Below are 23,155 nucleotides of genomic sequence, written 5' to 3' on the forward strand. Positions count from 1 at the left end.
GGGACCACAACCTCTGGCTTCCTCCCCTGTCCAAACACGCTGTTGATATACTACGGTGGGCTCGACAAGATGGTGCGCAGGATCGCCGAGCTGCCATTGGAATGGGAGCCGGGCACGAAATGGCAATACAGCACCGGGTCCGATGTCATTGGCCGCATCGTGGAAGTCGTTTCCGGAATGACGCTGGACAAGTACTTCGCGACTCGCATCTTCGAGCCCCTCGGCATGACCGACACCGGCTTCTCTGTCCCGGAGTCTGAGATCAGCCGTTTTCCCCCGCTCTATGAGGCTACGGCTGGGGGCATGGCATTGCACGAAGCGCCGGAGGTTTCGGAGTGGCGGCAAGGCAAGGTTGATACGTTCTGCGGCGGAGGCGGGCTCGTCGGAACCATCGACGACTATTGGCGGTTCGCCGAAATGCTGCGGGCTGGAGGTGAACTCAACGGCGAACGCATCCTCAGTCCCCGCACTTTGAGATTGGCGGCGTGCAATCACCTACCGGGAGATCTTGCCTCGATGGCAACCGAAGTTTGGGCCGAAACCCAGTTTGACGGCGTCGGGTTCGGTCTGTTGGGCTCCGTCATCCTCGATCCGGCTAGGGCACAAATTTCGGCGCAAGTGGGCGACTATGGCTGGGGCGGGGCGGCAGGCACCTTCTTCTGGGTGAGCCCGGTCGACGACCTGGTTGTCATTCTCTTCACGCAACTGCTGCCTTCGAGCGCCATTCCTGTGCGCAAAGAGCTGCGCGCACTCGTCCATGGTGCGTTGACGGGGGCCTGAGACTCAACGGACATTCGCAGCGCCTGGACTCAACGCCCACCGAGGAGATCTTCCAGGCACCGGGTAACGCTACTACTTCAGTTCAATAACCCCGTTCGAGGTCGATCTTGTTGGACAGAGGCTCTCCTCTTGCGACTTGACCGCAGAGATCGGCGGTCTGGTCGATTCCAGAATCCACCCAGAAGCTCGCGACATGAGGTGTGATGGTCACCCTGGGATGAGTCCACAACGGCGATGAAGCCTCCAGGGGTTCACGCTCAAACACGTCAAGACAAGCACCAGAAAGCTGACCTTCATCGAGAGCGCGGATCAGGTCGGGTTCGTTGACATGCGCGCCCCTGCCGACATTCACAAGGTAGGCACCTCGCTTCATTTTTCCAAAGGCACTGGAGTTCAGTATCCCACGAGTGTCACCAGTCAGGGGAAGTGAACAGATAACGTAGTCCCGACTTGTGAGTGCGTCCGCAAGCTGGGCACGGCCAAAGTAACTATGTATATTAGGAAGCGTCTTTTGATGACGGGACCAGACTGCCGTATCGTAGCCCAAGTCCGCAAACAGCTTTGCGGCCCAACCACCGATCCGGCCTGCACCCAGCACAACAATTCTTGTCTCGGAGATCTTCCGCGGCGCGATCGGATTCCAAAACTTCCGGGCTTGCAGACCCATGTAATCCGCAACTTGCCGTTGCTGGCAGAGAACGCGAAGGACGATGTACTGCACCACTTCCGAAGCCTGCTCACGCGTTGAGAGCCTGATAAGCGGAACACTCTTGGGAAAGCTCTGAAGATCAATACCCTCGACACCGGCCCCCAAATAGACGACGGCGCTTAGCCCGGTCATGGCGTCAAAAAAGCCAGGACTGGCGCCCTTGTCGATCAGCACAATATCTATGGCACTTTTGTTCCCGGCATCTGGCCAAAGCCTGAACTCCAGCTGCGGCACGCGGGTTTTCAGCTCAGCAGCCCATACTTGCGCATCAATGTAGTCAGGATACTCATTGACCATGAGAACGGTAATGGGCTCACCGAACACTTCGCCCCTCCCAGATATATTAAGACCGAATCCCCTTTGAAGCCAATATACCGAGCTTCCCACTGGGCGGTGGGGCAAGCGACTGCCCCGCCAGTTGGATTTCAGATAGCTATTTGCAATACTACTTCACCGGGCCACGGGTGATGGTCGTGAGTTCCGCGATCACGTCAAACACCTTGATGCTCAACGTTGGGTCACCTTTCATCTCCGCAATAATTGGCCCGTCCACGAAGGACTGCGCGGCGGCGTCATCGTCGAACAGGTAAATCCCGCCGGCTTCGCTTTGAGCCTCGTTTATAATCCAGACCTTCCAGCGCAGGCCAGGTATGTCCGCGATGGGTTGAGCATAGGGCAAGTTTTCTTTCTCATACTCAGCCCTTGGCCCGTTAAGCTTGTAGTTGATTTGCAGAATTTTGCCCGACATGTCTTTCCTCCCTTATTGTCTGTAGTGGCGAATGGATTTATCAGGTCATCTCAACCGGGATCCGCCGGCCATGCTTCGATCGCCGCGTACCCCATCCGCAAATCTTTGGCGACGGAACGAACCGACCCGGCGCGTCTGTGGAAATTCCCGAAAGGCCGATTAATTATCGGCCATCGGGTTTTAGTTAAGGGCGGCCCGGCCGCTGTTGACCATCGGGGGAGCGAGAGCGGCCGGGCCTACGGCACTCTCTAATCATGATCCTCATGGCACAGGACGGCAATGGCATAGCCATTTATGCGGCTAGCCGGTTCGATTAAGGGCGGCCCGACACCCAGGCGTTTGGGAACTCGAGGCGCCGGGCCGTTGGACTGGAGAGACGGGTAGGCCCCCAAGTCCGTATATAATTTGCTCCTATATAGCCCTGTGGCAAACGCGCCTTTGGGTCCGTCGCAGGCCTAGCGGCTGTTGAAGAAATCCACTTGCGCGCGACGAAGTCTGCTTCGTACTGCAACAGCATCGCACCGGCATCCGTCGGATTACTATGGTTCGTCCTACTACGAACTTGGGTCAAGGAGTTGGAGAAGCTGCTAGAGGAAAACGGCTTCGTTGCGGCAACCGATCTTGCCGCTGGCCGTCCAATTGACCCCCGCGCCTCGGCCAACGCGCGTGCTCACTGCCGAGGGTGCTTCGAGATTGATCAGCCACGGCACTTCCTACAACCGAATCGTCGATGCTCCAGCCCGCTTCGCTGGGGGATCGGGTGAGGACCCTAAATTTTTACCCACTGCATCATACGCGCTTGTCGATGCTATTCGGCGATTGGAACTTAACGTTCGCTCCCTGTGCATGACGAACCCCCGCAATAACGGCTGTGTCTGAATGGGAGTACTGATTGCTAAATGAAAAAGCCCGCTGCCGGGAGGAGGTGGCAGCGGGCTTGATTTCGATCGCGGCACGGGAGGAGGTGCACCGCTTTCGGGCTGTCGGGTCTCATCTGGGAGGAGTAGACGGCCGACCAGTGGAAGCTATCGGGTTCTGCAAGTGGTGCAATGCACACTCGCGCATGGCTTGCATGCAGAAGTGACGGATACGGAACTTGCGACCAATGCAATCAAATACGCGTTTCCAAAAGGAGCGGGCCGTATCACGCTGGGCTTCCAGCGGCGTGATGGCGAGGTCACCCTTGCCGTCGAGGACAACGGCATCGGCATGAATCCGGCAAGCGCTGAAACGGGCATGGGATCGCGGTTCATGAACGCTTTCGCCCAGCAGTTCGGAGGAACACTTGCCAAGGCATCGGCCGGGACCGGCACAACCTTCATCGTCCGGCTGCCGCTAACCGTTCTCGCTGGAAATGAAAGCTCTGCGGTGTCGTAACGTTTCCAGGTTTTCAAAGTCCAGGACAACAGTGTCACCCAGCGGACGGGGTAGAATCCTTTCCGCTTGCTAATCTTGGGCCGACCATTGCTGCAACAGCCCACCGGGCGCATCGAGAGTTGACCAAAACAATGAGTTCTCGCGAGGCGCTGCCGATATCGGACGGGGTACCTCGCGGCCCACTAGTCCCGGATCGCCGGTTACGGGGTCACCCTTGTCGAGCCGGGCGAAAGACGGCGCGCCGAGGCGGCCCGATCGGGCATCGCCAAATCGTTCCGCCGCGTAGTCTCTCAGTCTCATATCTAAACCGATATGTATGGTCGAATATTGCGACCTATGCGATGTTGCGCCAACAATAGAAATTGCGCGTGACACAAAACAAGGCGTTGGCCTTTGGTGGCGGGACGATCATTGGCGCACTACTTAGGCGGATTGATCGGCCTGTGGCGCAGAATTTCTTTTGCAGCTCATGATCGGGGCGTTTCGATTTGCGGCACTGGAAGCCGTGATCCTGAACAAAGCCATGAGCCTCGTGGTGGTGGCATCTGCGCTACCCTTTCGCGCCCGCACAGTTCGTTGGCCGAAATCGCCGCGCATTGGACCATAATCCTGAACTTGCTGGCCGGGAGTCTGCTCGGGTCCTGGCTCGGGGCAGGGTGGGTAACACGCCTCAAGTCGGACAATCTCTATCGCGTGATTGCCGTCCTTCTCGTCGTGATCGCCGCGGTTTTGATGTTCGGTCATGATGCGAGATCGGGTGCCCCTCTGCTTGTCGGGGTTGCGCAGGCAGTGGCCGGCATTGCCGCTGGGTTCGTCATCGGCGTTGTGGCGTCGTTACTCGGGGTAGCCGGAGGTGAACTGCTGATCCCGACATTGTTGCTGCTGTTTGGCGTCGATATCAAATTGGCTGGGAGCCTCTCCCTTGCGGTTAGCCTGCCGACCATGCTCGTCGGCTTCACCCGCTACAGTCGGGACCAGAGCTTTTCCGTCCTCGGTCGTAACAAGGCCTTCTTACTCGTCATGGCGGCGGGCTCCATCGTCGGTACGCTCATCGGCGGTTTGCTGCTTGGTGTGGTGTCGAGCGCGGTCCTGCTCCCAGCCCTTGCTGCGATCCTGGTGATTTCGGCCGTGAAGGTTTGGAAGCATGGCTAGCCAGTCTCGGCGTACGGCTGGGCTATCAGCCGCAACAGCCGCCAGCTTTGGATGGCGCCGCCATATCCTTGAAGATCACGCAGTCCTGGCCGGGACCGCCAGCACAGGCGACGTTGCAGCGCGTCACAAAGTTCTCCAGGCGTCGTTCGAGCAACCGTAGTTCGGTGAGCTTCTGGCGCACCTCGTCAAGATGCCTCTGGGCAATGTCACGTGTTTCAACACAGTCGCGGTCGGTGCTGATCGATAGCTCCAGCAGTACACGCACCTGATCGATACCGAAGCCGAAGTCCCGGCATTGCTTGATGAACATCAACCGCCCCAAATCGTCGTCATCATAAGTGCGTTGCCCTCCAGCCGTACGCGGCGCAGGAGGCAGCAAACCGATCTCCTCGTAGTAGCGGATTGTCGGCGTCGAGACGCCGGTGGCCTTGGCGAGCACCCCGATGGTGAACACGCGGACGTGAAGGTTCATCGCAAAATACTCCTTGAACCTCAAGTTACTTGAAGGAGTACGCTTCTTCATGGTGGTGTGAAGGGGAAATCTTATTGATGGGCTTTTTCGCAAATCGTGTCGTCCTCGTCCGTTGGACGTCGGCAATGCTGGCGATATCGGCGCTTCTCTTCGCTGCCGCCGTCTTCATGGAAGGGAGCGGGCATCGGGAGCCTGCGAGCATGGCGGCGCATGACGAAACGGCCGGGTCCCAAGAGCAGGGCGGCCATGATGAAGCTGCCGAAAGCTCGAATGCCAAACAAGGTGGTGACGGCGCCGAGGTCGGCAAAACCGGCAGTCACATCGAGGCCGGCGAAACGGGCAGTCACGCCGAGCAAACGATCCTTGGCATCAATCTCGAAAGCTCCTGGCTGACATGGGGGTTCGTCGGCGTTTCAATCTTGCTCGCCGCCGCTGTCATGCGCTTTGGCGCCGTTGCGCCGCTTGGCAACGCGACGCTCTTGCTGGCCATTCTGCTAGCGGGTGTCGCGGCCATTCTCGATGGCCGCGAGGTGTTCCTGCAACTCGCTCGGTTCAACGCAAGCGTCGCAGGTCTGGCCTCGCTGACGGCGCTTGCTCACGCTGCGGTCGTCATCCTGGCCGTGCTGGCCTGGCACGCCGCTTCCCCGGCAATAAGGAGAAATACGCAATGAACCTTGTCAAGACGGCCGCAGCGACCAGCCTTTTTCTGGTTGCCTGCGCGGTCTGCTGCGCGCCCTGATAGTGTGAGATCGGCGGGGGTCGACACGAGATCTCCTGCCGACAAGCAAACGTGCAGCAGTCTGTTGCACAATTGGACGTGCCTTTGGGAGACCACCTTTGCGGCTCGGCGAGGGAGACCTCGCTAACTGCGTCCTATAGATGTGTAGTAGGAGAGGTAGGCTGTGCTGTCCGGTGCCGTCACCGCGGACTTCTGGTCGTGACCCGATGCTGCGTTCCAGGCCGCGTGTGAGTCCATGTAGTCTCTCCAGTGCGTGATCCTCCGGTTTTCAAGTTCGATGATCGAGAAGAACCGATTCTCATACTTGGCAACGTCGCGAGGATCGTCCCATGGACTTCCATCGGCACCGAGTTCGGCAACGATGAACCATAAGGCCGGCGATGAAGGCCACGTCACGCGACAGCCGGTCGAGCTTGGCTACAACGACAGGGCAATTTGGCTTGGCGGGTAAGGGCGAGGGCTGCCGGTCCATGCTGCACCTCTACGCCGCACTGGCCGAGAAAGAGCGGATAATGGCCGAGTCGTCGTCATCGAATACGGCCGATCAAGCGCGTCCGCGCACCCTTTTCCGTTCTCGACCTCGGTGAACTCATGGAGGAGGCTCATGCCTTCAGCCTCGGCAAAGCGTACGACGGCAGCGCGCTGAGCCTCGATGCCCAATCCCGAGCGCCCTTGACGCCGGGTTGAGACCCGATAGCAGGCGACAGCGCTCGTCATGATGCTGTTCCCCCAGTAGTAGCTGGTCAAATAGTGTTGGGCAGCCGCCACTATCCAAACGTCAGGCATTCCAATAGCCTTTGCTCCGCGAATGTCGGGCGAGAAAACTTGTACCTCATTGGGAGCTTCCATGACTTCCACGTTCAATGTCGGAAAAGCCGCTGGCTATGAGCAGCTTATGGGCCGGTGGAGCAAACAGCTCGCCCCGCTGTTCATCAATTTCGCTGGGTTGGCAGATGGAGAACGCATTCTGGACGTCGGCTGCGGCACAGGCAGCCTAACGTTCGAGCTACCGCAAGTGGCAAATGTACGTGAGGTCGCTGCGATCGATTTCTCACCGGTGTTCGTCGACGAGGCTAACAGGCTGAATACAGACTCGCGAATTTACATTCAGCAGGGCGATGCGACCTCGCTTTCGTTCCCAGATGCATATTTCGATCGGGCACTTGCGCTGCTTGTGTTGCACTTCGTTCCGGAAGCAGGCCGGGCCATCGGTGAGATGCGCAGGGTAGTCCGCCCAGGAGGAGTCGTCGCTGCCGCAGTGTGGGATCATCTAGGCGGCATGCCGGTTATGCGTATGATGTTGGACACACTCGCGGTACTCGATGAAAACGCGCGGGCGTTGCGGAGCCGGTATTGCTTCCAACCCATGATGCAACCGAATGAAATGAAGCAGAGCTTCATCGAACAAGGGCTTCACGATGTTGAGCAAACCCAGCTTTTGATCCGAATGGATTATAAATCCTTCGATGATTATTGGGGACCAATCATTTCGGGAGAGGGGCCGCTTGGGAAGTACGCTGCGGGCCTGGAACCCGGGATGCGAGCCAAGGCAGACGCTGCCGTGCGTGACGCCTACGAAGCGGGCCGCCCAGATGGACCTCGTTCATTCGTTTCGGTCGCGTGGGCATGTCGCGGGACTGTCAAGTAAAATCCACTGGCGTGAGCTGACAGGCTGCCATTGAGGGGCTGTCCTCGACCGCGTTGACAACACACTCGTCAAGGCCATCGCTCGCGCCTATCGCTGGCAGCAGATGCTGGATCACGGGGACCACTCGAGCTGCTATTATTCCGTATCCATTTTGCCCGCAGGCGGCGGGCTTCTTAATGATTCATTTACCGTGCGGCCTCAGCATCCACCCTGCGGCTAAGTTACAGTACCGCACTTTCAGGCAACGCAGCCCGTCGCTCTCATTCCCCCAAAGGGCGACGGGTACCTGCCTTGGGCAACCAAGTGCACTGCTGCCCGTTGGCTTCTTAACTGGGCGGGCTTTTTTTATGTCGTCAGAGGAACCGCGCTGGCGATCGCTTGCTTGTCGTCCTTGGGTCTGTGAAGGTGGACAACCGCCGCGCATTCGATCACATGAAGCCTATGTGGGCGATCCATCAGAAATTAGATCGGCGGCCGGCGGCCGATTGAGCAGCGTCGAAAGGGCTGTAATGATTTGAGCCATGACAATGGCTTCGTGATCATGATGCTCTCGGGGACGCCTTGAGCACGCCAATCGCCGCCACTGTCGCCGCTCACATAAATCACCGGAATGGCTGGCATTGCCTAGCGCATATGGCGAGCGACATCCCAGCCTGTCTTTCCCTTTCCAAGTCCAATGTCTGTTATCAAAGCCCTGAATCGCTCTGGCTCGGCGTCGAAACTCGCAAACGCCTCAGCTGCATTGCCAACGCCAACCACCTCAAATCCCGCTTCGACGAGCCCCCCCTCGACGTCAAGCAAAATAAGTGTTTCGTCTTCGACGAGTAGAACGACGGATTGATTCATGGAGCCCCTTCAGTCTGTGGAGCTCTATACGCTTTGAGGCAAGCCTAAGTTCCATCGAATATGCTTGAGAGTGCCGGGGCCGCGCCGACGTCGAAGCCGCGCTGCCCGCAGGAGCGCGCCAATAATTCCACGGCGTGGTGGCTCGTCAGGCAGATGTCCAGAAGGACAAGGGCAAATCTGCTGTGTGAAGGGACGGGGAGTTGTGTGACTAGGAAAGCAAGACCTAATCAACTGACCCGCGCTAACAATTGTAAACGGAGGAGTCGAATGGCCCGGGCGCCTAGGGTGACACATGGCGCATTGGCGCACCGGGACCTGCCGGCTTCTTGCGGCCGACCATGAGAACATGCTTCGCTTTTTACCGCGATGCCAATCACTAGCGTACCCGGAATACTGATCCGGTAAACGCGCTCGCGGCGCTGACCAAATTGGAGAGCTAAGGGGTAGATGGAGCCGAGATCCTAAAAACGGATTTCTAGAAGCTCGGCCCGTTACGACTCCCGCAAGTAGGTCGGAATGGCAGGTCGAGAATGCCCCGCGGACTTGGCCTTTCCGATTTGCCGTTACTTCGGCAAGAGAACTTTGTTGACGACATGGATGACGCCGTTTGACTGGTTCACGTCGGCGACTGTGACCTTGGCGGCGCCGCCGGACTCGTCGACGATGTAGAGCGAACCGCCCTTGACTTCGGCGGTCAGCGTATCGCCGCTCACCGTCTTCATCTCATACTTGCCGCCCATCGCCTTGGCCTTGCTCATCATCTGCTTGGCAGAGATCTTGCCGGCAACGACATGCGCGGTCAGGATCTTGGTGAGCTGGGCTTTGTTCTCAGGCTTGACCAGTGTGGCGACGGTGCCGGCGGGCAGCTTCTTGAAGGCAGAATCCGTCGGCGCGAATACGGTAAAGGGACCAGCGCTCTCCAGCGTGTCGACGAGGCCGGCAGCCTTGACGGCTGCGACCAGGGTCTTGTGGATCGGCGAGTTGACGGCGTTCTCGATGATGTTCTTCGAGGTCAGCATCGCGGCGCCGCCGACGGCGGGATTGGCGAGCGTATAGGTCGTCGTGGTGGCGAGGCCGGACAGAGCCAGGCCAGCGGAAATGCAGAATGCTTTGAGGATGGACTTTGCCATTGGAGAACCCTTCTGGTGCGACAATTGTTCATTCGATTGTCGAGGAGAGTTACGAGGCATCGAAGGGAAAGTTTCAAGTTCCTGGGTCGGAATGCGACACGTGCTTTAACGGCGACGGGGCAGAACGAAGCTCTGCTAAAAAGGGTATAAAAGGTAGTCGTCACGAAACTTCTCATCATCGAGTTCGTAACTCCGTCGCGTCCCCAAAAGATGGAAACGATAACCCGAGGAGTTCGACATCATGCGTAGATTCGCCACCCTTTTGCTCGCCGGTACGATCGCCGTTTCCGCTCTTGCCACCGCCGCCTATGCCGAAAACCCGATGGTTGGCGGCGCCGCCATGTATGCCGACAAGAACATCGTCGAGAACGCCGTGAACTCGAAGGACCACACGACGCTGGTCGCCGCCGTCAAGGCCGCCGGCCTGGTCGAAACGCTGCAGGGCGCCGGTCCGTTCACCGTGTTCGCACCGACTAACGACGCCTTCGCGGCACTTCCGGCCGGCACGGTCGAGACGCTGCTCAAGCCCGAGAACAAGGACAAGCTCACCAAGATCCTGACCTGTCATGTCATCGGCGCCAAGGCGATGGGGGCGGACGTGGCCGCGATGGCCAAGGCTGACGGCGGCACCCACAAGGTCAAGACGGTTGGCGGCTGCGAGCTGTCGCTCAAGGCCGACGGCGGCAAGGTCACCGTCACCGACGAGAACGGCAATGTCGCCAATGTGACGATCGCCGATGTCGAGCAGTCCAATGGCGTCATCCACGTCATCGACAAGGTTCTTTTGCCCAAGATGTAGGTCAACAAGCGTTCACTCTGCCAGGCGAAAAGGCGCTCATCTATATGAACTAGGTCCGGCCAAATTGGCCGGACCTAGTCGATTAATTCCTGCAAATGCGAACCCGCTCGATAACGCGGTGGTGATGACGCCAGTGCTTGATCAGCGCAACACGGCAATGATGTCTATGATGCCGATAGTAGCGGGGCCGATAGCCGTTGTCATACATGTCGTAGTAGTCGTCAGAGTATCCCTGCCCATGATAATCGGGATATCGATCATAATCGGGGTATCGATCGCGATAGTAGTCGTAGTTGTCCCCATAATCGTCGCCATAACCACTACCCACGCCGATAACGAGCCGACCCGCATTCGCCGGAGACATGGCGGCCTCAGCACAAGTGACCGCAATCACTGATGAGAGAACTAGTTTCCATATCATAGCGACTCTCCTGAGAGTGTCCCTATCCGGGCGAAACGCTCTAAGCAAAGCGTCGTTCCATTGAAACCAAATTTCTCAATTATCCAGTGAGATGGTAGGAGCTCGCTCTCGCATTGGGCGGCAGGCAGCGCGAACTCCAATCCGATAGCCGCGGCGATTGTGAATTGATCCGATCCGGGACCGCCGCAGTTCAAGGATACCGTCCGCAACGCTGGCATTGGTAAGGTGCCGCGGAAACGTCCCAAAACGCCCGCCAAAGGCCCTCGTAACTGATAGAAGGGTCGAAGGGTCTCGCAACTCGGCACGCTGTCCCGAATCGCGAGATGCCGTTGTCAGTTAGAACTGGCGACAGGCGCCACCAGCGGCGTGATGCGGCGAATTGCGACGCGACGGTTCTGGCGTTCCGGCTCTGTCGTGTTCACCTTAAGGTACCGCTCGCCGTAGCCTTGGGTCGTCAGGTTCTCCGGCGGGATGCCGAAGGCGTTGGTGAGAGCCTCGGCGACTGCTTCGGCTCGCCGGTCGGATAAGGCCAAATTGGCGTTGTCGCTACCGACAGCATCAGTGTGGCCCTCGACCAAGAACGTTTCCGCCGGGTTCTTCTTCAGCAACCGCTCCATTGCGTCCGCGACCCCTTGCAGCTTTTTGACTTCGCTATCCGAGATCGATGCCGAACCAAACTCGAAATTCAACGTGTCGAGATCAACGCGCCGGGCGATGTCGCGCACACGGGCCGAGCGCTTGACCTCGTCGACCGAATAGAGGCGCTGGACCTTTTCCACCGGCGGCTGTTCAAGGAAGGTGTAGTAGTCGCCTGGATCCTCTACCAGCTCCGAATCCAGGATGTATTGGTTGCGCGGGATGGTGAGCCGGATCGGTGGCAAGTCATCTCCAGGGTCGCGCCAGTCGTGCAAGTCTTGGTAGTACCTCTCGTCGACATAGCTCAACACATACTCGCGGCCATCGGGCGTGATGCGGGAACGCTGGATGACGTCGCCATAGCGGTTGCGGATGGTGACGATCTGGTTGCCATTGTCGCGAACGATCGTTTCGCGGGTGCGGCCGCCCGGCAGATCCTCATAATAGACATCCTTAGCGCCACGGTTCATGCGCGGAGCTTCGTTGCTTTCGACTATCGTCTGGTTGTTGAACTGGATGATGATGCGCCCGCCAATTTCCGTAAGGACATCGGCGCCCTTGGGGCGTTCTGGCGCCTGGATGTCAGGCGCCTTGTCACGGCGAGTGCCCTTTTCGTCTGTCACCGGAGCGATCTTCTCCGGCTTGATCTCCTGCTGAGCCGCCTTGTCGTCGGCAGGCGGCGGTCCGGTGTCAGCTGGGGCAGCCGCAGGCGCGGTGCTCTGATCGCTACCGCTCTGCTGCGCAGGCTTACCGTCCTTGCCTGGACGTTTCGCGTCCTTCTGGCTGTCCAGGATTGGTGCAGCGTTGGGATCAGTTGGCGCCTCGCCCTGGACCGGCTTTTCACTTGGGACGGGTGTCGCCGGCTCACCAACGGCTGGTTTTCCGCTGGTGGGAGGCTGCTCGGTTGAAGGTTGCTCTCCCGTCACGGGCTGCTGTGGTGCAGGCTGTTCGGCGGCAGGTTTCTTTTCGGGTTTGTTTGTGGTTTCCGCCGGCTGTTCGCCCTGGGCAGGAGCAGGCTGATCGGTCGCAGCAGGCGCCGAAGCGGGCGGGGTCGCCAAAGGCGCCTGATCTGCGGGCGGCTGAACTTGCTTGACTGGAGCCGAGTTGTCGGGGGCTGGCGCCTTCTGGTCGGCGGGCGCAGGCGCAGGCTCGGCCGGCGGCGCGGGCGTAGGCTCGGGCGGTGGAGCAGGCTGTTCTTTCGCTGACGGTTCAGCCTGGGGGGCAGGTTCAGGAACAGGAGCTGCCTCAGATGCTGGCGCTGCCTCGGTCGGCTGCTGCACCTCCGGTTCCAGAGCAGGCTGTGGCTCGGTCGCTGGAAGCGGGGCAGCGTTTTCGGACGGAGCCTGATTCCTCAGTGCGCAGGCTTCGGAGGACTCTCCTTCCTTACACTTCAACTTGATCAGAAACAGCTGTTTAGATGTGGCGGACTGTGCGGCACCGAATGCGGCGCTGCTGAGCAACGGGAACGCCCCGAACGGTGCTGAAGCGATCAGCAAACCCAGTGCGGTGCTGGCCAAAATCCTTGGTCGGCAAGTCATGTTCAATTCTCCGTGTGGTGTCCCGTCGCTTTCCAAACTAACCACTGCCACAATTGTTCCGCTTCGTGAGAGTCGGTCGAGCTGAGCGACGAGGACTGCATTTGGTCTGGCGGGTGAGGGTGAGGGATCGGGCGGCCACAGTTTCTCCCGTGAGACGGAACGGACCTTGGCCCATTCGCGCTCTGCAGAAGACCTATCGTGTCCCTATCCGACCCTAGTTTAGCTTGCCGCGTTTTTTGGTCAGCCGGCGCTGGTAGAGTGCCAGGCGCACAACCGCTGAAGTTAACTAAAATTAGAGACTGCTAAAATTGTCGCCCTGCATTTAAGGCGTCGTAATTTAGCCAGATGATAAAGCCGGTGTCAGTCACGGTGGCTGGCGTGCCCAAATCGGAGACGACGATGAAAAGGTTCCCTTTGCTGGTAGCGACCTCGGTCGGTGTGCTGGGGGTTTTCATGACAGCCAATGCGTTTGCAAGCCAGGTCTCCGATCACGGGGCTCCGGTGACGGCGACCATCCCAAACGATGACAGCCAGGATGCCACCACCGACGATCAGAACGATGATAGTGCCGTGGAAAGCGATAACAGCACCGGCGATCAGAATGACGATGGCGTCGACGAAGGTCCGCAGCAGGGCGACCAAGGTGACAATGCCGGCGATAGCAGCGACAGCGGCGATCACGAGAGCGGCGATAGTGGTGGTAGCGGGAGCAATGGTGGCGGAGGCGGTAGCGGTGGTGGCGATAGCGGCGGAGGTGGTGGCGGTGACGACTGATACGTGAGTCCATTTTGCGGGTCGTCCTTGGCGCACGGGCCAAGGCCAGGTTCATCATTCCTGATGCCGCGTTTAAGCTTTCAACGCTGCGGCTGTGGTTGTGTACCGCAGCCCCTAGCCGTCACATGATGAGCTAGCCCAGATGTCTTGTCTAGGAATTCTGGCCGTACCTGCGTTCCAGCGCGCTTGCAATTCGCTCGCATAGAAGCTCACCCATGCCGATTTTAAGGTGCAGACGCAGGCACCGGATTGCGCATCAGCCAATGTAACTATAACCCCAAGATCAGTATATTCAGCAAGATCGAGAACGGCGTTAACAATGAAGTCGGGCGCTTCGCCGGCCGCCTCGGCAATCAGCTCCCTTCTCAATCGGCACCGATCCGATCATTAATGGGCGGCTTGCCGGGGAGGCCGAGCCTTGATCGTTGGCTTTCGGCAAAGTGCTCTGCATCGGCTTGGTTCTCAAACGTCTGCAGGATTACCTTGCCCCCTTCGGCAATGCGAACAGTCCACTTGCCGTCCCCATTTTTGACTCGCACGTCATCAGGTTCGCCGGCCACCATTCCGGTCCCCCATGTCGCAATCGCCGACTCAAAATAGGGCATGCGGCCAAGCACGACCAGGCAAACGGCGGCGGCGATTGTTTACGAATCTGTAAGTCGCCCGATGGCTCCTTAATAATCGCACATCAGGTAGCTAGCGGATACCGGTCGGGCCATCCCAGCCACCCCCCAAGCGCAAGCACTCCTGAACCCCGGCTGAACGGTGTCTTCAGCTTTGGTTCGAACGGCATCGCCTAAAAAGAAGCCGTTCAACTCGCGGCCCGTCCGCCAAAGGAGACGCTCTCATGATCCGCAATTCATTTATCGCAACCGCGCTCGCCGCTCTTGTCGGTATCACTACCGCCGCACCGGCCATGGCAAACGATGTACGCATCGAGCAATATGGCTGGTCGAACTCAGCCGGCGGCGCTCAGAACGGCTTCAAAAATCGTATCCGGGTCTACCAGAACGGCCGCTTCAACAAGGTGATCGGCCAACAGCGTGGCCGTCACCACCTTTCGGCCATCGGCCAGGAAGGCGTCGGCAACTACGGCGCCACCTATCAGAACGGCAACCGGAACGTGGCCGGGGTCGGCCAGTTCGGCTCGAACCATACCACCATTCTGACGCAGGACGGCAACGGCAACATCGCTGCCGGCGTACAGGTGGGCCATGGCTGTGATGCCAATGTCAGTCAGGGCGGCAGCGACAACGTTGCCGCTTTCGTCCAAGCATGCCCCTAATCGGCAGCACCGGCCAGGCGGCCGCGGAAAGCGTCCGCGGCTAACGAACGCCAGGAGACGAACCATGCCACGAATAGTCAAACATCCCCGCCGCGTCATGGCGGCACTCGCCCTGGTCCTGGTCTCGACCGGCGCGCTGGCGACTATGGCCACCGCCGACCAGCCTCTTGGGCCGGTGCGCTGCGAGATCCGCGCCACGCCGGAGGGCGGCATGGTCTCGCTGGAGGCGCTCGCCCATACGGACACAAACGTGAGCGGCACCTATTCCTTCCATGTCAAAAGTGCCGGTAGCACCGGCGGCACCAATATCGAGCAGGGCGGCGCCTTCAGCGCTGCGCCCGGCCGGCCTGCTACCCTTGGCGTCGTCACGCTCGACGCGAAGGGCGGCATCTACGACGCCAAGCTCGAAGTCACCGTCGGCGGCAAGAGTATCGGGTGTGCCGAACGGGTCGGTGGCGCAACCTGATGGCATCGCCAAGTTTACGAAGGGCGTCGGCGGTCGGCGCCCTTTTGTTTGTGTGCCAGGCAGGGGAAAAATGGCTGAACGACAGCTGAACGACGGATTCCGGTAGGGTTCAGCCGCGAAATGAGAAGGTTAGCCATAGGCTGAGGCAGCCAGAAAATGGAGATCAAGATGGCCCGCAATATGTTCCACACTCTTACTGCTGCTCTCGTCGCCGGCAGCATCGGCCAGGCAGCGCTGTCCGCACCGGCCTACGCAGGAGGCTGGGTTTCTGCGACCTATGCCCCTGCCAACGCCCGCGACGCCGGCGCCCTGGCGACCGGCCTGCGCGTCTATTCGCTGTATCACGGCCTGCGCGGCGCCAGCATCCGCCAGTCGGGACACCGCAATGTTGCCGGAATCGCCCAGAACGGCCGAAACAATCTGGGCATTATCCGCCAAGAGGGGGTCGGCCATTCCGCCACCCTGCAGCAGAACGGAAATGACAACGCCTACGGCATTTTTCAGTTCGGCAGGTACACCGACGCCAATGTCGTGCAGAACAGCGATGGCGGTAGCGGCGCCACCTTCAGCTACGGTTGGTAACGGCCGACGATCGGTAGAAAGTGGGACCCGGAGGAGTTCAGTCTTCGTGCTCGATCGATTCGAGCTAGAAGTTGCGCTGCGGGCCGAATGGCTGACTCGAAGATCAGCGCGCCGTCGTGCCGATATGTGCTGCACACTGCCCCGCATTGACCCATAGCTGTAGGGGCAGAACTTTCTACACTTGGATACGCAAATAGGGGTCTGTTGTGCAAAAACGCCCGCTGGCCGGGAACCAGCGGGCGACGGGCCTTTCGGCCCTATGACCGACTGGAGGGGTACCGGCGGTCAAATGGAGGACTTGAGCGACGCGAGCCGAGTTGCATGCTTTCAGTCGCCGACGATTTCAGTCAGTTTCAGAACATCGGTGCGATTCAACAATAGATTTGCGTTGGACTGCGAAGTGAAACCGGCTGCTTGTGACGTTCATCGGCTGGTTCGAAGGGCCGCCCTCGACAAGGTGGGACTGGGTCATTTGCGTGACAAGATCGAGGAGGATGCGCCCTGGGACCAGACCCTGTCGGGTGGCGAAAAGCAGCGCCTGGCATTTGCGCGCCTGCTCCTGCATGCTCCCGATATCATTGTGCTGGATGAAGCCACCGCGATTCGAAGAGCCAGGACACGATGATGGAGACCATTGTCCGCGAACTGCCCAACGTTACCATCATCAGCGTGGCGCACCGGGTCGAGCTGGAAGCCTACCACAGCCGGAAGATCACGTTGGAGCGACGCAAGGATGGCGCAAAGCTTGTCAGCGATATCGATCTGATCCCACGCAAGGGCGGGCGGAAACTGCTTGGCAGCCTTCTCGGACGCCGGCGTTCGGGGTAATCCCACCCAAAGCCGTCTTCCCAACGAACGAATGACCGCTCAAGGCCATCCTAGCACAGCAGGCCCTCGTCCTCGAAGGCGTCCCATCCCTCCTAAGTGGGAATCCCCGTATGTTCGATACGCAGCGCACCCACAGTGGAACTGTCAATCCAAGGTTTTCTGAGAGCAGATCCTACAGGCAGTGGCGGCGAAATCCCAAGTCATAGGCGTGCACCAAGGCGTGCGAAGCACTTCCCCGCTAGGACAACGGGCGCAGGAAACGCGCGCTAATAGGCCTGTGTCGGCTTGCCAGCATAAGGCGATGGCTTGGGACTTTCGCGCTGCAAACAGGGCCAAGGTCCGCCTTGCCGACCGAGGGGGTTAAGACCAAAGCAGGTCAGCGCCCTCGATGCATTTCAGGCAATGGCGAGTGAACCGAGGTAAAAGTCGATCATTGCATCGAGTGAACCTGGATTTCGCCTCAGCCGGCTGCGCAGAGCCGCACCTTCCCAGCAATCGACCAAAAGGTCGGCCATTAGTCCGACATTGCATTCCCTTGCGATATCACCATGCTGCCGCGCATCCTCCAGACATGTCGCCAAACGCTCCGAGATCGAAGAAAAGCACCATTCGATCTTCTGCCGAAATACGTCACTGACGCCCGAAAGTTCCTGCCCCAGTCCGCCCATGAGGCAGCCCATATAGCCGTCCTGCCTGTAGCCCTGCTGCACGAGTTCGAAGAAATGCCGGATACGGTCGAGCGGTTGCCGTTCACTGTCCTGGACGCATCCGTCGAGAACCGAGTGGACGTCGCCGATATAGGCGTCAATCACCTTGAGGGCGAAGTCCTCCTTGTCCTTGAAGTGATGGTAGAAGGACCCCTTCGGCGTGTTCGTCGCGTCGAGGACGGCTTGGATTCCCAGACTGTTATAGCCCTGTTCCAGGAGCATGCGCAGTCCCGCATCGATCAGGCGTCGCTTGGTTGAATGCACTGCTTCACATACCCCGGGGATAAGGCTGCCTCTTCTGGAGGTCGACATTTCGGCGTCCGGTTCGCAATTGGCCGGGCGCCGTCGAGGGGTTCTAAGCCCTCGTCTTTTCGATCATGTGGTCGATGACATGGGTGTGTTCGTGTTGGGGACTGAACATGACGATCTCGGCATCTTCATCCACCCGTACATTATGTCCTGGCGGCCAGTAAAAGAGGTCGCTGGTGGCGACGGTCTCCTGGCGTCCGGCAGCATCGGTCGTCGTTATGCGGCCGTTCAGCACGTAGCCCCAGTGCGGACACTGACAGAGGTTTTCTTCAAGGCCCTTGAAGAGCGGTGCGGTATCCACTCCTGCGGCAAGGCTGAAATATTCACCGCTGATCCTGCCGTAGCCGGTCACGTCACCGAAATCCGTGCGCTGACGCAGGATGGCACCAGGAAGCTGCAGTTTGACATCAACGTCGTCCTTGGCGACTCGCATTGACTTTCTCCTCCCATCTGGCAACTAGACCGGTTGGTCTAAGTGTCGCAAGATACTCCTTGGAAACGGCGTGTCAAGGTTCGGGGACTGGCCATCGGCCATCTCGGGACTTCGGCAGGTCCGTCGAACTAGGAGGCACGAAATCGCTGCGGTCCTGCGGGCAGGGAAGGGCATTTCTTGCCCGAGCAATGGTTCCACGGGCGAGGGGGTATATTTGCTCCCATCACCCGCTCGAACCGGAGGGATTGGCGCAGGCCGAAGCTGGCGTCGCGAAGATGAGCCGGGCTGATATCAGCGACGAGCGCATTGCGCGGTGCACCCCGGATGCCCTTTCCAATACGATCGATGAAGCGCGCTGAGATCAGCCATCCGACCGAAGGAGCGAGCGTAAAGATCGGCTTTGTAACGGCCGCCATAGCCGAACGCGGCGAGGAGTTTGCGCTTGCCTATTCCTGTGCGCACGCGCACGACGCGCACAGCCCAAAGGGAATCTAGATCCGGACACTTATGTCAGGCGGCAACCACTAGTGGATAAAATCTGACACTTGGTACCCGCGAACGGAGAGGCCATTCGTCGTTGCCAATGGTCCGAGTCTGGACCAAACCGGACATCAATCGAAGCCGACGCCAGCAACTGGTGCGATGCGCATCGTACGACGACCCGAGAGGTTTGGGTGAAACTCCCGGAGCCTCTCGCCACCACGAGCGCGTATGAGCGCGAGCGAGACAGACCAAATCGGAAGTGCCGATTGACTCTTGGCCGCAGCGGCCCAACTATATTCGGTTCGCCTACTTTAGCGAACGATTTAGCTAGGGAGGAAGCCATGGAATTCGTGAATCGCAGGTCCGCACTTGCACTCGGTCTGACAGTGGCTGCAACGCCCCTGTTGGCCTCGGCGACACCAGCAGCCGCCAAGACTTATGGCGCGACCGACGGCAAGGAGCTTTTCCCGGGAGTGAGGGTTGTGGAACTTGGCAAGCGGGCGTCAACAATTGCCGCGTACAAAAACGTCGAGATGATCGACGTCGTCTTTCAGCCTGCGGCAGTTTTTCCCGTTGGCGATGCCATGACGGACGACATGGTGTGCCAAATCACCGAAGGCGAACTGCAAGTCAAGGCGGGCGCGATGGAGTTTGCGGCCAAGGAAGGCGACGTGTGGAGCTGCAGCAAGGGCAGCACCAAGGAGGGAGCCACGAATCCCGGGAAAGTCACTGCCGTCATGCGGGTAATTTATCTGAAGGCCGCGTGACTGGATTGCGGGGGGCTTGAGCTCCCCTCTGTAGCGGGTGCGTGGTGGCGGTTCGGGACGTTTCTCGCCGCCACGCATCGAAGCGAGCTACCCAGGAATATGGAGGCAGCGAAATGGAACCGGAAAGAAGTGAAATCAATCGACGGACCGCCCTTCTGATCGCGATAGCGGCCGCGATGTTCGGCGGCTCGGCCCTGGCGGAGGAAGTAAAGTTCACGACGCTCACGAGTTTTCAGCTGGCCGCGTTGCTGGAGAAAAAGGATTTTTTCTTTGTGAACGTCCACACGCCGTATGAGGGTGAGATCAAAAATACTGACGCGTTTATTGTCTTCGACAAGATTGCAGATAATCTTGACAAGCTGCCGAAGGATAGAACCGCAAAGATCATACTCTATTGCCGAAGTGGGCGTATGAGCGAGATAGCAGCCCGGGAACTGACGCAACTCGGCTTCAGCCAAGTGTCACACTTATCGGGCGGAATGATCGATTGGAAAAAGAGCGGCTACGAGATCGTTGAAAAGTAGCTTGCGTCGGGGGAATCGCGACGAGAAACGGCTGGCGGAGGGTAGCCGCCAATGGCAATGAATGGCTAACGATATGACGTTCGGCTGGACGTCCCCTCGCGTTCGGAAACGGAGACCTCACGTACGAAGTTCCCAGCCGGCGGGTACCATCCGTCTGATTTGCACCACTAGATGAAAAAGGTCACAGACAGTGGCTCCGCCGAATTCTCGACGACAGCTCGATCCAGATCAAATTCGAAAACGCCGACGAAGTCATCCCCAGGGCACTACGGCAGACTTCTTCAACAGCCTGCTAAACTAAGCTACCAATTCATCTTTTTTGTGCTCGCCAAGCAATTCACTCGCCTTTTCTGCCGTCATAGCCTTGCCGAAATAGTATCCTTGCCCGAAATCGCATCCCATTGTGGCCAGTTTTCCAAGTACGTCCGTGCTCTCAATGCCTTCAGCCACGGTCGGGAGGCCCAAGCTTTTTGCCAGGCTTAGGATCGCATCGACAATCTTTTCGCTTTCACTGTTTAGCGGCATCGATTGGACAAATGAGCGGTCGATCTTGATCTTGTCGAACTTCAATTCGCGCAAATGGTATAGGCTTGAATACCCTGTGCCGAAATCATCGAGCGACACCTTTATTCCTATCAGCTTCAAAGCCCTCAGAACCAACTTGGCGGTTTCAATGTCACTTATGAGTGCGGTCTCTGTAATTTCGATTTCCAGACGCTCGGGGGAGAAGCCCTCCTGGTTCAAGATCGCGAGAATTTGGGTCGGAAAGGCAGGGTCTCTTAGTTGCATGGGGGAGACATTGAGAGCGACGGTAATGCTCTCCGGCCATTCTTTAGCATCCCGGCATGCCCTGCGAAGTATCGACCATGTGAGATCGCCAATAAGGCCAAGATGCTCTGCAATCGGAATAAAAACGTCCGGGGGAACCGAGCCGCGCACTGTATGCTGCCATCGAGCAAGCATTTCAAATCCGTAAATGCTGCGATCCCGCATATCGACAAGGGGTTGATAGTGAGGCTCTATCTCTCCTGCCGCGAGCGCCGTCCTAAAGTCGGTCTCAAGAGATGCTCGTCCACGCAGCTCTTCATCCATACTCTGTTCAAAGAAGCGGAACGTGTCACTGCCGTCGCGCTTCGCTCGATACATTGCGATGTCAGCGGCGCGTAACAGGCTTTCGGGATCATCCCCGTCATCTGGACAGGATGCGATGCCAATGCTCGCGCTGATCTCGACTCTGCTTTCAGCAGCAGTGATCGGTTCCCTGATATCAGTAAGCACTTTGCCGGCCAGGCGCAGCACAGCCTCGCGGTGCGACTGCACGTCCGTCTCGATGATAATGGCGAACTCATCGCCGCCCAGACGAGCGACCGTGTGGTTCTTTCCCTCAGCCTCCCGGAGGCGTCTTGCAACTTCGCATAAAACGAGATCGCCGACCGGGTGGCCTTGTAGGTCATTGATCGGCTTAAATCGATCAAGATCTACCATTAGCACCGAGCAGATCGTGGAACCCTGTTTCGCGCGGGCAACGGCAGATTCCAGATCGCCAAAGAGAACTCGACGATTTGGCAAACCTGTCATGGGATCATGTCGCGCCAGCGCCTGAGCTTGTTCCTGAGCCGCTTGCGTCGCCTCGTGAGCATGTTCCAGAGCGAGGGCGTTGGCACGAAAGACGTCAAATGCCTTTGCCATGTCGCCGATCTCATCACTGCGATTAACTTCCGGGACTCGAACATCACGGTTTCCGGCAGCAAGACTAGAAAGCGCTTGGGTTATTGCACCCAACGGACCCGTGATTTTTTGACGAACGCAGACCAAAATCCAAACCGCAAAAAGAGTAGCAGCGCCGGATATCGCAAGCATTGCCAGCAGCGTGTTGTGCACGATCTGAGCGGCCTCATTCACCGCTGTTCGCGCCTCGGATTTGTTGCGGTCTATCTGTCGATCTATGGAATCGACGGTACTTTGAAAAAGACGTTGCGACGCACTGTCATTCCGAGCCGGCATGTCAGCCGCACCGCTGGTGCGGCCTCCTGTCCAGGCGTCATGTTGCGCAAGATAAGCTGTGAATTGCAGGCGGAAGGGGTCCAGGTCCGACCCATGGCTCTGGCCTAGGGCGGTCGCATAATCGTCTTCGAGATATTCGATGGCGCGCCGGTGATCGTCGGCCGTCGACTCGATCTGATCCTTTGTCTTTTGGTCGGGCGCCAACGCACGATAAATCTCGGACATCCTGAATTCGGTAACGCGGTCATCAAGCTGGTAGAGTGTCTGCATTGATGGCAGCCATTTCTTGCCAACGGCTGCGGTCTTGCTTTGAATTTCAACCAGCCTCAACGACGCATATACCGCCAGACCAAGCGCAATGACGACAAACGCCGTAGTAAACAGCGTAAGAAATGCTCGAATCGAGAGCGTCGAACGCATGATTTTTCCCTGAAAGGCATTAGCCCAAAAAGCCTACCCCACTTAAGGTTGCACGCGGAAAGTTAAAAATTCCCTCTTTACAGTTCTGTGTTTTTGGTCGCTCACCGCTAACTGCAGAATGGTGAAGTGGCCCAGCAATGACCATTGCCATGAGCCGTCAAATCACAAAGCCGCAGATGCTCTTGAAAAGGGCTTGGTTTGCCGCCGTTGGGGACATTCCCGAGGATGCGCCAGAAAGCTCAATCCGACAGCCCCCCGCGGCTGAAATCATCGGAACAACCTGGTGAATGTCGGGTGAACTAGAGTTTTACCGGACGGCTCTTGTACAAGGTCTTACCGAATCTCTCGATGTCGCCGCGATCGGGCCGGGAAGGACAGTTCGTTGAAAACCAACGCTCAAGCTCATCACAAAGCGTGCTCTGATGCTGTGGGTATTCATTCTCAACTACGAACATGGCGCAGAACGCCGCGGCTGCAATCCAATCATATTTTGTAGGGCGCCCTCCCTTATTAGTCGCTGGCCTCATGGGCCTTGGCGCCTTTTTTGGCACCCTGACCAAGACAACCTCTCCGCTCTC

20 protein-coding genes and 5 pseudogenes are annotated in these 23,155 nt (G+C 58.4%); 13 read left to right on the forward strand and 12 right to left on the reverse strand.

What is annotated here, in order from left to right; all coding sequences use genetic code 11:
- Positions 1-51: 51 nt before the first annotated feature.
- Positions 52-780 (forward strand): annotated as a pseudogene (locus HB777_12375) (beta-lactamase family protein).
- An 82-nt stretch (positions 781-862) separates the two neighbouring features.
- On the opposite strand, the gene HB777_12380 reads toward HB777_12375, so the two are convergent.
- Together HB777_12380 and HB777_12385 are read right to left on the reverse strand one after the other, a co-directional pair.
- Positions 863-1,813 (reverse strand): glyoxylate/hydroxypyruvate reductase A, encoded by a 951-nt coding sequence (locus HB777_12380; GenBank protein QND64618.1) that lies wholly within the window; start codon positions 1,811-1,813, stop codon positions 863-865.
- Positions 1,814-1,934: 121 nt separating this feature from the next.
- Positions 1,935-2,237 (reverse strand): YdhR family protein, encoded by a 303-nt coding sequence (locus HB777_12385; protein ID QND64619.1) that lies wholly within the window; start codon positions 2,235-2,237, stop codon positions 1,935-1,937.
- Positions 2,238-3,149: 912 nt separating this feature from the next.
- On the opposite strand from HB777_12385, the gene HB777_12390 reads away from it, so the two are divergent.
- Positions 3,150-3,614: a sensor histidine kinase gene (locus tag HB777_12390; protein QND68753.1), complete on the forward strand. Its 465-nt coding sequence runs from the start codon at positions 3,150-3,152 to the stop codon at positions 3,612-3,614.
- 469 nt (positions 3,615-4,083) lie between these two features.
- Positions 4,084-4,766, forward strand: a pseudogene (locus HB777_12395) (sulfite exporter TauE/SafE family protein).
- Positions 4,767-4,791: 25 nt separating this feature from the next.
- Here HB777_12395 and HB777_12400 read toward each other — a convergent pair.
- Positions 4,792-5,238, reverse strand: a complete 447-nt coding sequence (locus tag HB777_12400) for a helix-turn-helix domain-containing protein (protein QND64620.1) — start codon at positions 5,236-5,238, stop codon at positions 4,792-4,794.
- Between the two features lie 200 nt (positions 5,239-5,438).
- Between HB777_12400 and HB777_12405 the strand changes: the two genes are divergently transcribed.
- Together HB777_12405 and HB777_12410 are read left to right on the forward strand one after the other, a co-directional pair.
- Positions 5,439-5,909, forward strand: coding sequence for a hypothetical protein (locus HB777_12405; protein ID QND64621.1), 471 nt, complete (start codon positions 5,439-5,441; stop codon positions 5,907-5,909).
- Positions 5,910-6,824: 915 nt separating this feature from the next.
- Positions 6,825-7,625: a class I SAM-dependent methyltransferase gene (locus HB777_12410; protein QND64622.1), complete on the forward strand. Its 801-nt coding sequence runs from the start codon at positions 6,825-6,827 to the stop codon at positions 7,623-7,625.
- A 439-nt stretch (positions 7,626-8,064) separates the two neighbouring features.
- Here HB777_12410 and HB777_12415 read toward each other — a convergent pair.
- Together HB777_12415 and HB777_12420 are read right to left on the reverse strand one after the other, a co-directional pair.
- Positions 8,065-8,471 (reverse strand): annotated as a pseudogene (locus HB777_12415) (response regulator).
- Positions 8,472-9,034: 563 nt separating this feature from the next.
- Complete coding sequence (locus HB777_12420) at positions 9,035-9,601, reverse strand: fasciclin domain-containing protein (protein ID QND64623.1); 567 nt, start codon at positions 9,599-9,601, stop codon at positions 9,035-9,037.
- Between the two features lie 241 nt (positions 9,602-9,842).
- Between HB777_12420 and HB777_12425 the strand changes: the two genes are divergently transcribed.
- A complete protein-coding gene (locus HB777_12425) occupies positions 9,843-10,400 on the forward strand; it encodes a fasciclin domain-containing protein (protein ID QND64624.1) in 558 nt (185 codons plus the stop codon).
- Between the two features lie 82 nt (positions 10,401-10,482).
- Here the strand turns inward: HB777_12425 and HB777_12430 are convergent, their stop codons facing one another.
- Both HB777_12430 and HB777_12435 read right to left on the reverse strand, forming a co-directional pair.
- Positions 10,483-10,818 carry a hypothetical protein gene (locus tag HB777_12430; protein ID QND68754.1) on the reverse strand — a complete coding sequence of 112 codons (336 nt, stop codon included), beginning with the start codon at positions 10,816-10,818 and terminating at the stop codon, positions 10,483-10,485.
- 335 nt (positions 10,819-11,153) lie between these two features.
- Positions 11,154-12,995: an OmpA family protein gene (locus HB777_12435; protein QND64625.1), complete on the reverse strand. Its 1,842-nt coding sequence runs from the start codon at positions 12,993-12,995 to the stop codon at positions 11,154-11,156.
- Between the two features lie 399 nt (positions 12,996-13,394).
- Between HB777_12435 and HB777_12440 the strand changes: the two genes are divergently transcribed.
- Complete coding sequence (locus HB777_12440) at positions 13,395-13,769, forward strand: hypothetical protein (protein ID QND64626.1); 375 nt, start codon at positions 13,395-13,397, stop codon at positions 13,767-13,769.
- A 365-nt stretch (positions 13,770-14,134) separates the two neighbouring features.
- Here the strand turns inward: HB777_12440 and HB777_12445 are convergent, their stop codons facing one another.
- Positions 14,135-14,332 carry a hypothetical protein gene (locus HB777_12445; protein QND64627.1) on the reverse strand — a complete coding sequence of 66 codons (198 nt, stop codon included), beginning with the start codon at positions 14,330-14,332 and terminating at the stop codon, positions 14,135-14,137.
- A gap of 284 nt (positions 14,333-14,616) precedes the next feature.
- Here HB777_12445 and HB777_12450 point away from each other — a divergent pair, with 284 nt between their 5' ends.
- From HB777_12450 to HB777_12465, 4 genes and pseudogenes are all read left to right on the forward strand, one after another.
- Complete coding sequence (locus tag HB777_12450; GenBank protein ID QND64628.1) at positions 14,617-15,054, forward strand: curlin; 438 nt, start codon at positions 14,617-14,619, stop codon at positions 15,052-15,054.
- 64 nt (positions 15,055-15,118) lie between these two features.
- A complete protein-coding gene (locus tag HB777_12455) occupies positions 15,119-15,520 on the forward strand; it encodes a hypothetical protein (GenBank protein QND64629.1) in 402 nt (133 codons plus the stop codon).
- 168 nt (positions 15,521-15,688) lie between these two features.
- Positions 15,689-16,102, forward strand: a complete 414-nt coding sequence (locus HB777_12460; protein ID QND68755.1) for a curlin — start codon at positions 15,689-15,691, stop codon at positions 16,100-16,102.
- A gap of 439 nt (positions 16,103-16,541) precedes the next feature.
- A pseudogene (locus HB777_12465) lies at positions 16,542-16,930 on the forward strand (ATP-binding cassette domain-containing protein).
- 395 nt (positions 16,931-17,325) lie between these two features.
- On the opposite strand, the gene HB777_12470 reads toward HB777_12465, so the two are convergent.
- The 3 genes and pseudogenes from HB777_12470 to HB777_12480 all read right to left on the reverse strand — a co-directional run bounded on the left by HB777_12470 (position 17,326) and on the right by HB777_12480 (position 18,829).
- Positions 17,326-17,949 carry a TetR family transcriptional regulator gene (locus tag HB777_12470; GenBank protein QND64630.1) on the reverse strand — a complete coding sequence of 208 codons (624 nt, stop codon included), beginning with the start codon at positions 17,947-17,949 and terminating at the stop codon, positions 17,326-17,328.
- A 43-nt stretch (positions 17,950-17,992) separates the two neighbouring features.
- Positions 17,993-18,379, reverse strand: a complete 387-nt coding sequence (locus tag HB777_12475; GenBank protein ID QND64631.1) for a cupin domain-containing protein — start codon at positions 18,377-18,379, stop codon at positions 17,993-17,995.
- Between the two features lie 239 nt (positions 18,380-18,618).
- Positions 18,619-18,829, reverse strand: a pseudogene (locus tag HB777_12480) (MFS transporter).
- 374 nt (positions 18,830-19,203) lie between these two features.
- Between HB777_12480 and HB777_12485 the strand changes: the two are divergent.
- Entirely contained in the window at positions 19,204-19,629 is a 426-nt protein-coding gene (locus HB777_12485; GenBank protein ID QND64632.1) for a hypothetical protein, read from the forward strand.
- A gap of 113 nt (positions 19,630-19,742) precedes the next feature.
- Positions 19,743-20,153, forward strand: a complete 411-nt coding sequence (locus HB777_12490) for a rhodanese-like domain-containing protein (protein QND64633.1) — start codon at positions 19,743-19,745, stop codon at positions 20,151-20,153.
- 297 nt (positions 20,154-20,450) lie between these two features.
- Here the strand turns inward: HB777_12490 and HB777_12495 are convergent, their stop codons facing one another.
- On the reverse strand, positions 20,451-22,577 hold the full coding sequence (locus tag HB777_12495) for an EAL domain-containing protein (protein ID QND64634.1): 2,127 nt from the start codon (positions 22,575-22,577) through the stop codon (positions 20,451-20,453).
- Positions 22,578-23,155: the final 578 nt, after the last annotated feature.

It is taken from the genome of Mesorhizobium loti (assembly GCA_014189435.1).
Classification (GTDB): Bacteria; Pseudomonadota; Alphaproteobacteria; order Rhizobiales; family Rhizobiaceae; genus Mesorhizobium; species Mesorhizobium loti_G.

Bases quoted from the DNA above. Each gene is read 5' to 3' on its own strand.
- HB777_12385 (QND64619.1), bottom strand. From the start codon at position 2,237: ATGTCGGGCAAAATTCTGCAAATCAACTACAAGCTTAACGGGCCAAGG.
- HB777_12400 (QND64620.1), bottom strand. From the start codon at position 5,238: ATGAACCTTCACGTCCGCGTGTTCACCATCGGGGTGCTCGCCAAGGCC.
- HB777_12405 (QND64621.1), top strand. From the start codon at position 5,439: ATGGCGGCGCATGACGAAACGGCCGGGTCCCAAGAGCAGGGCGGCCAT.
- HB777_12410 (QND64622.1), top strand. From the start codon at position 6,825: ATGACTTCCACGTTCAATGTCGGAAAAGCCGCTGGCTATGAGCAGCTT.
- HB777_12420 (QND64623.1), bottom strand. From the start codon at position 9,601: ATGGCAAAGTCCATCCTCAAAGCATTCTGCATTTCCGCTGGCCTGGCT.
- HB777_12425 (QND64624.1), top strand. From the start codon at position 9,843: ATGCGTAGATTCGCCACCCTTTTGCTCGCCGGTACGATCGCCGTTTCC.
- HB777_12435 (QND64625.1), bottom strand. From the start codon at position 12,995: ATGACTTGCCGACCAAGGATTTTGGCCAGCACCGCACTGGGTTTGCTG.
- HB777_12440 (QND64626.1), top strand. From the start codon at position 13,395: ATGAAAAGGTTCCCTTTGCTGGTAGCGACCTCGGTCGGTGTGCTGGGG.
- HB777_12445 (QND64627.1), bottom strand. From the start codon at position 14,332: ATGGTGGCCGGCGAACCTGATGACGTGCGAGTCAAAAATGGGGACGGC.
- HB777_12450 (QND64628.1), top strand. From the start codon at position 14,617: ATGATCCGCAATTCATTTATCGCAACCGCGCTCGCCGCTCTTGTCGGT.
- HB777_12455 (QND64629.1), top strand. From the start codon at position 15,119: ATGCCACGAATAGTCAAACATCCCCGCCGCGTCATGGCGGCACTCGCC.
- HB777_12460 (QND68755.1), top strand. From the start codon at position 15,689: ATGGCCCGCAATATGTTCCACACTCTTACTGCTGCTCTCGTCGCCGGC.
- HB777_12470 (QND64630.1), bottom strand. From the start codon at position 17,949: ATGTCGACCTCCAGAAGAGGCAGCCTTATCCCCGGGGTATGTGAAGCA.
- HB777_12475 (QND64631.1), bottom strand. From the start codon at position 18,379: ATGCGAGTCGCCAAGGACGACGTTGATGTCAAACTGCAGCTTCCTGGT.
- HB777_12485 (QND64632.1), top strand. From the start codon at position 19,204: ATGGAATTCGTGAATCGCAGGTCCGCACTTGCACTCGGTCTGACAGTG.
- HB777_12490 (QND64633.1), top strand. From the start codon at position 19,743: ATGGAACCGGAAAGAAGTGAAATCAATCGACGGACCGCCCTTCTGATC.
- HB777_12495 (QND64634.1), bottom strand. From the start codon at position 22,577: ATGCGTTCGACGCTCTCGATTCGAGCATTTCTTACGCTGTTTACTACG.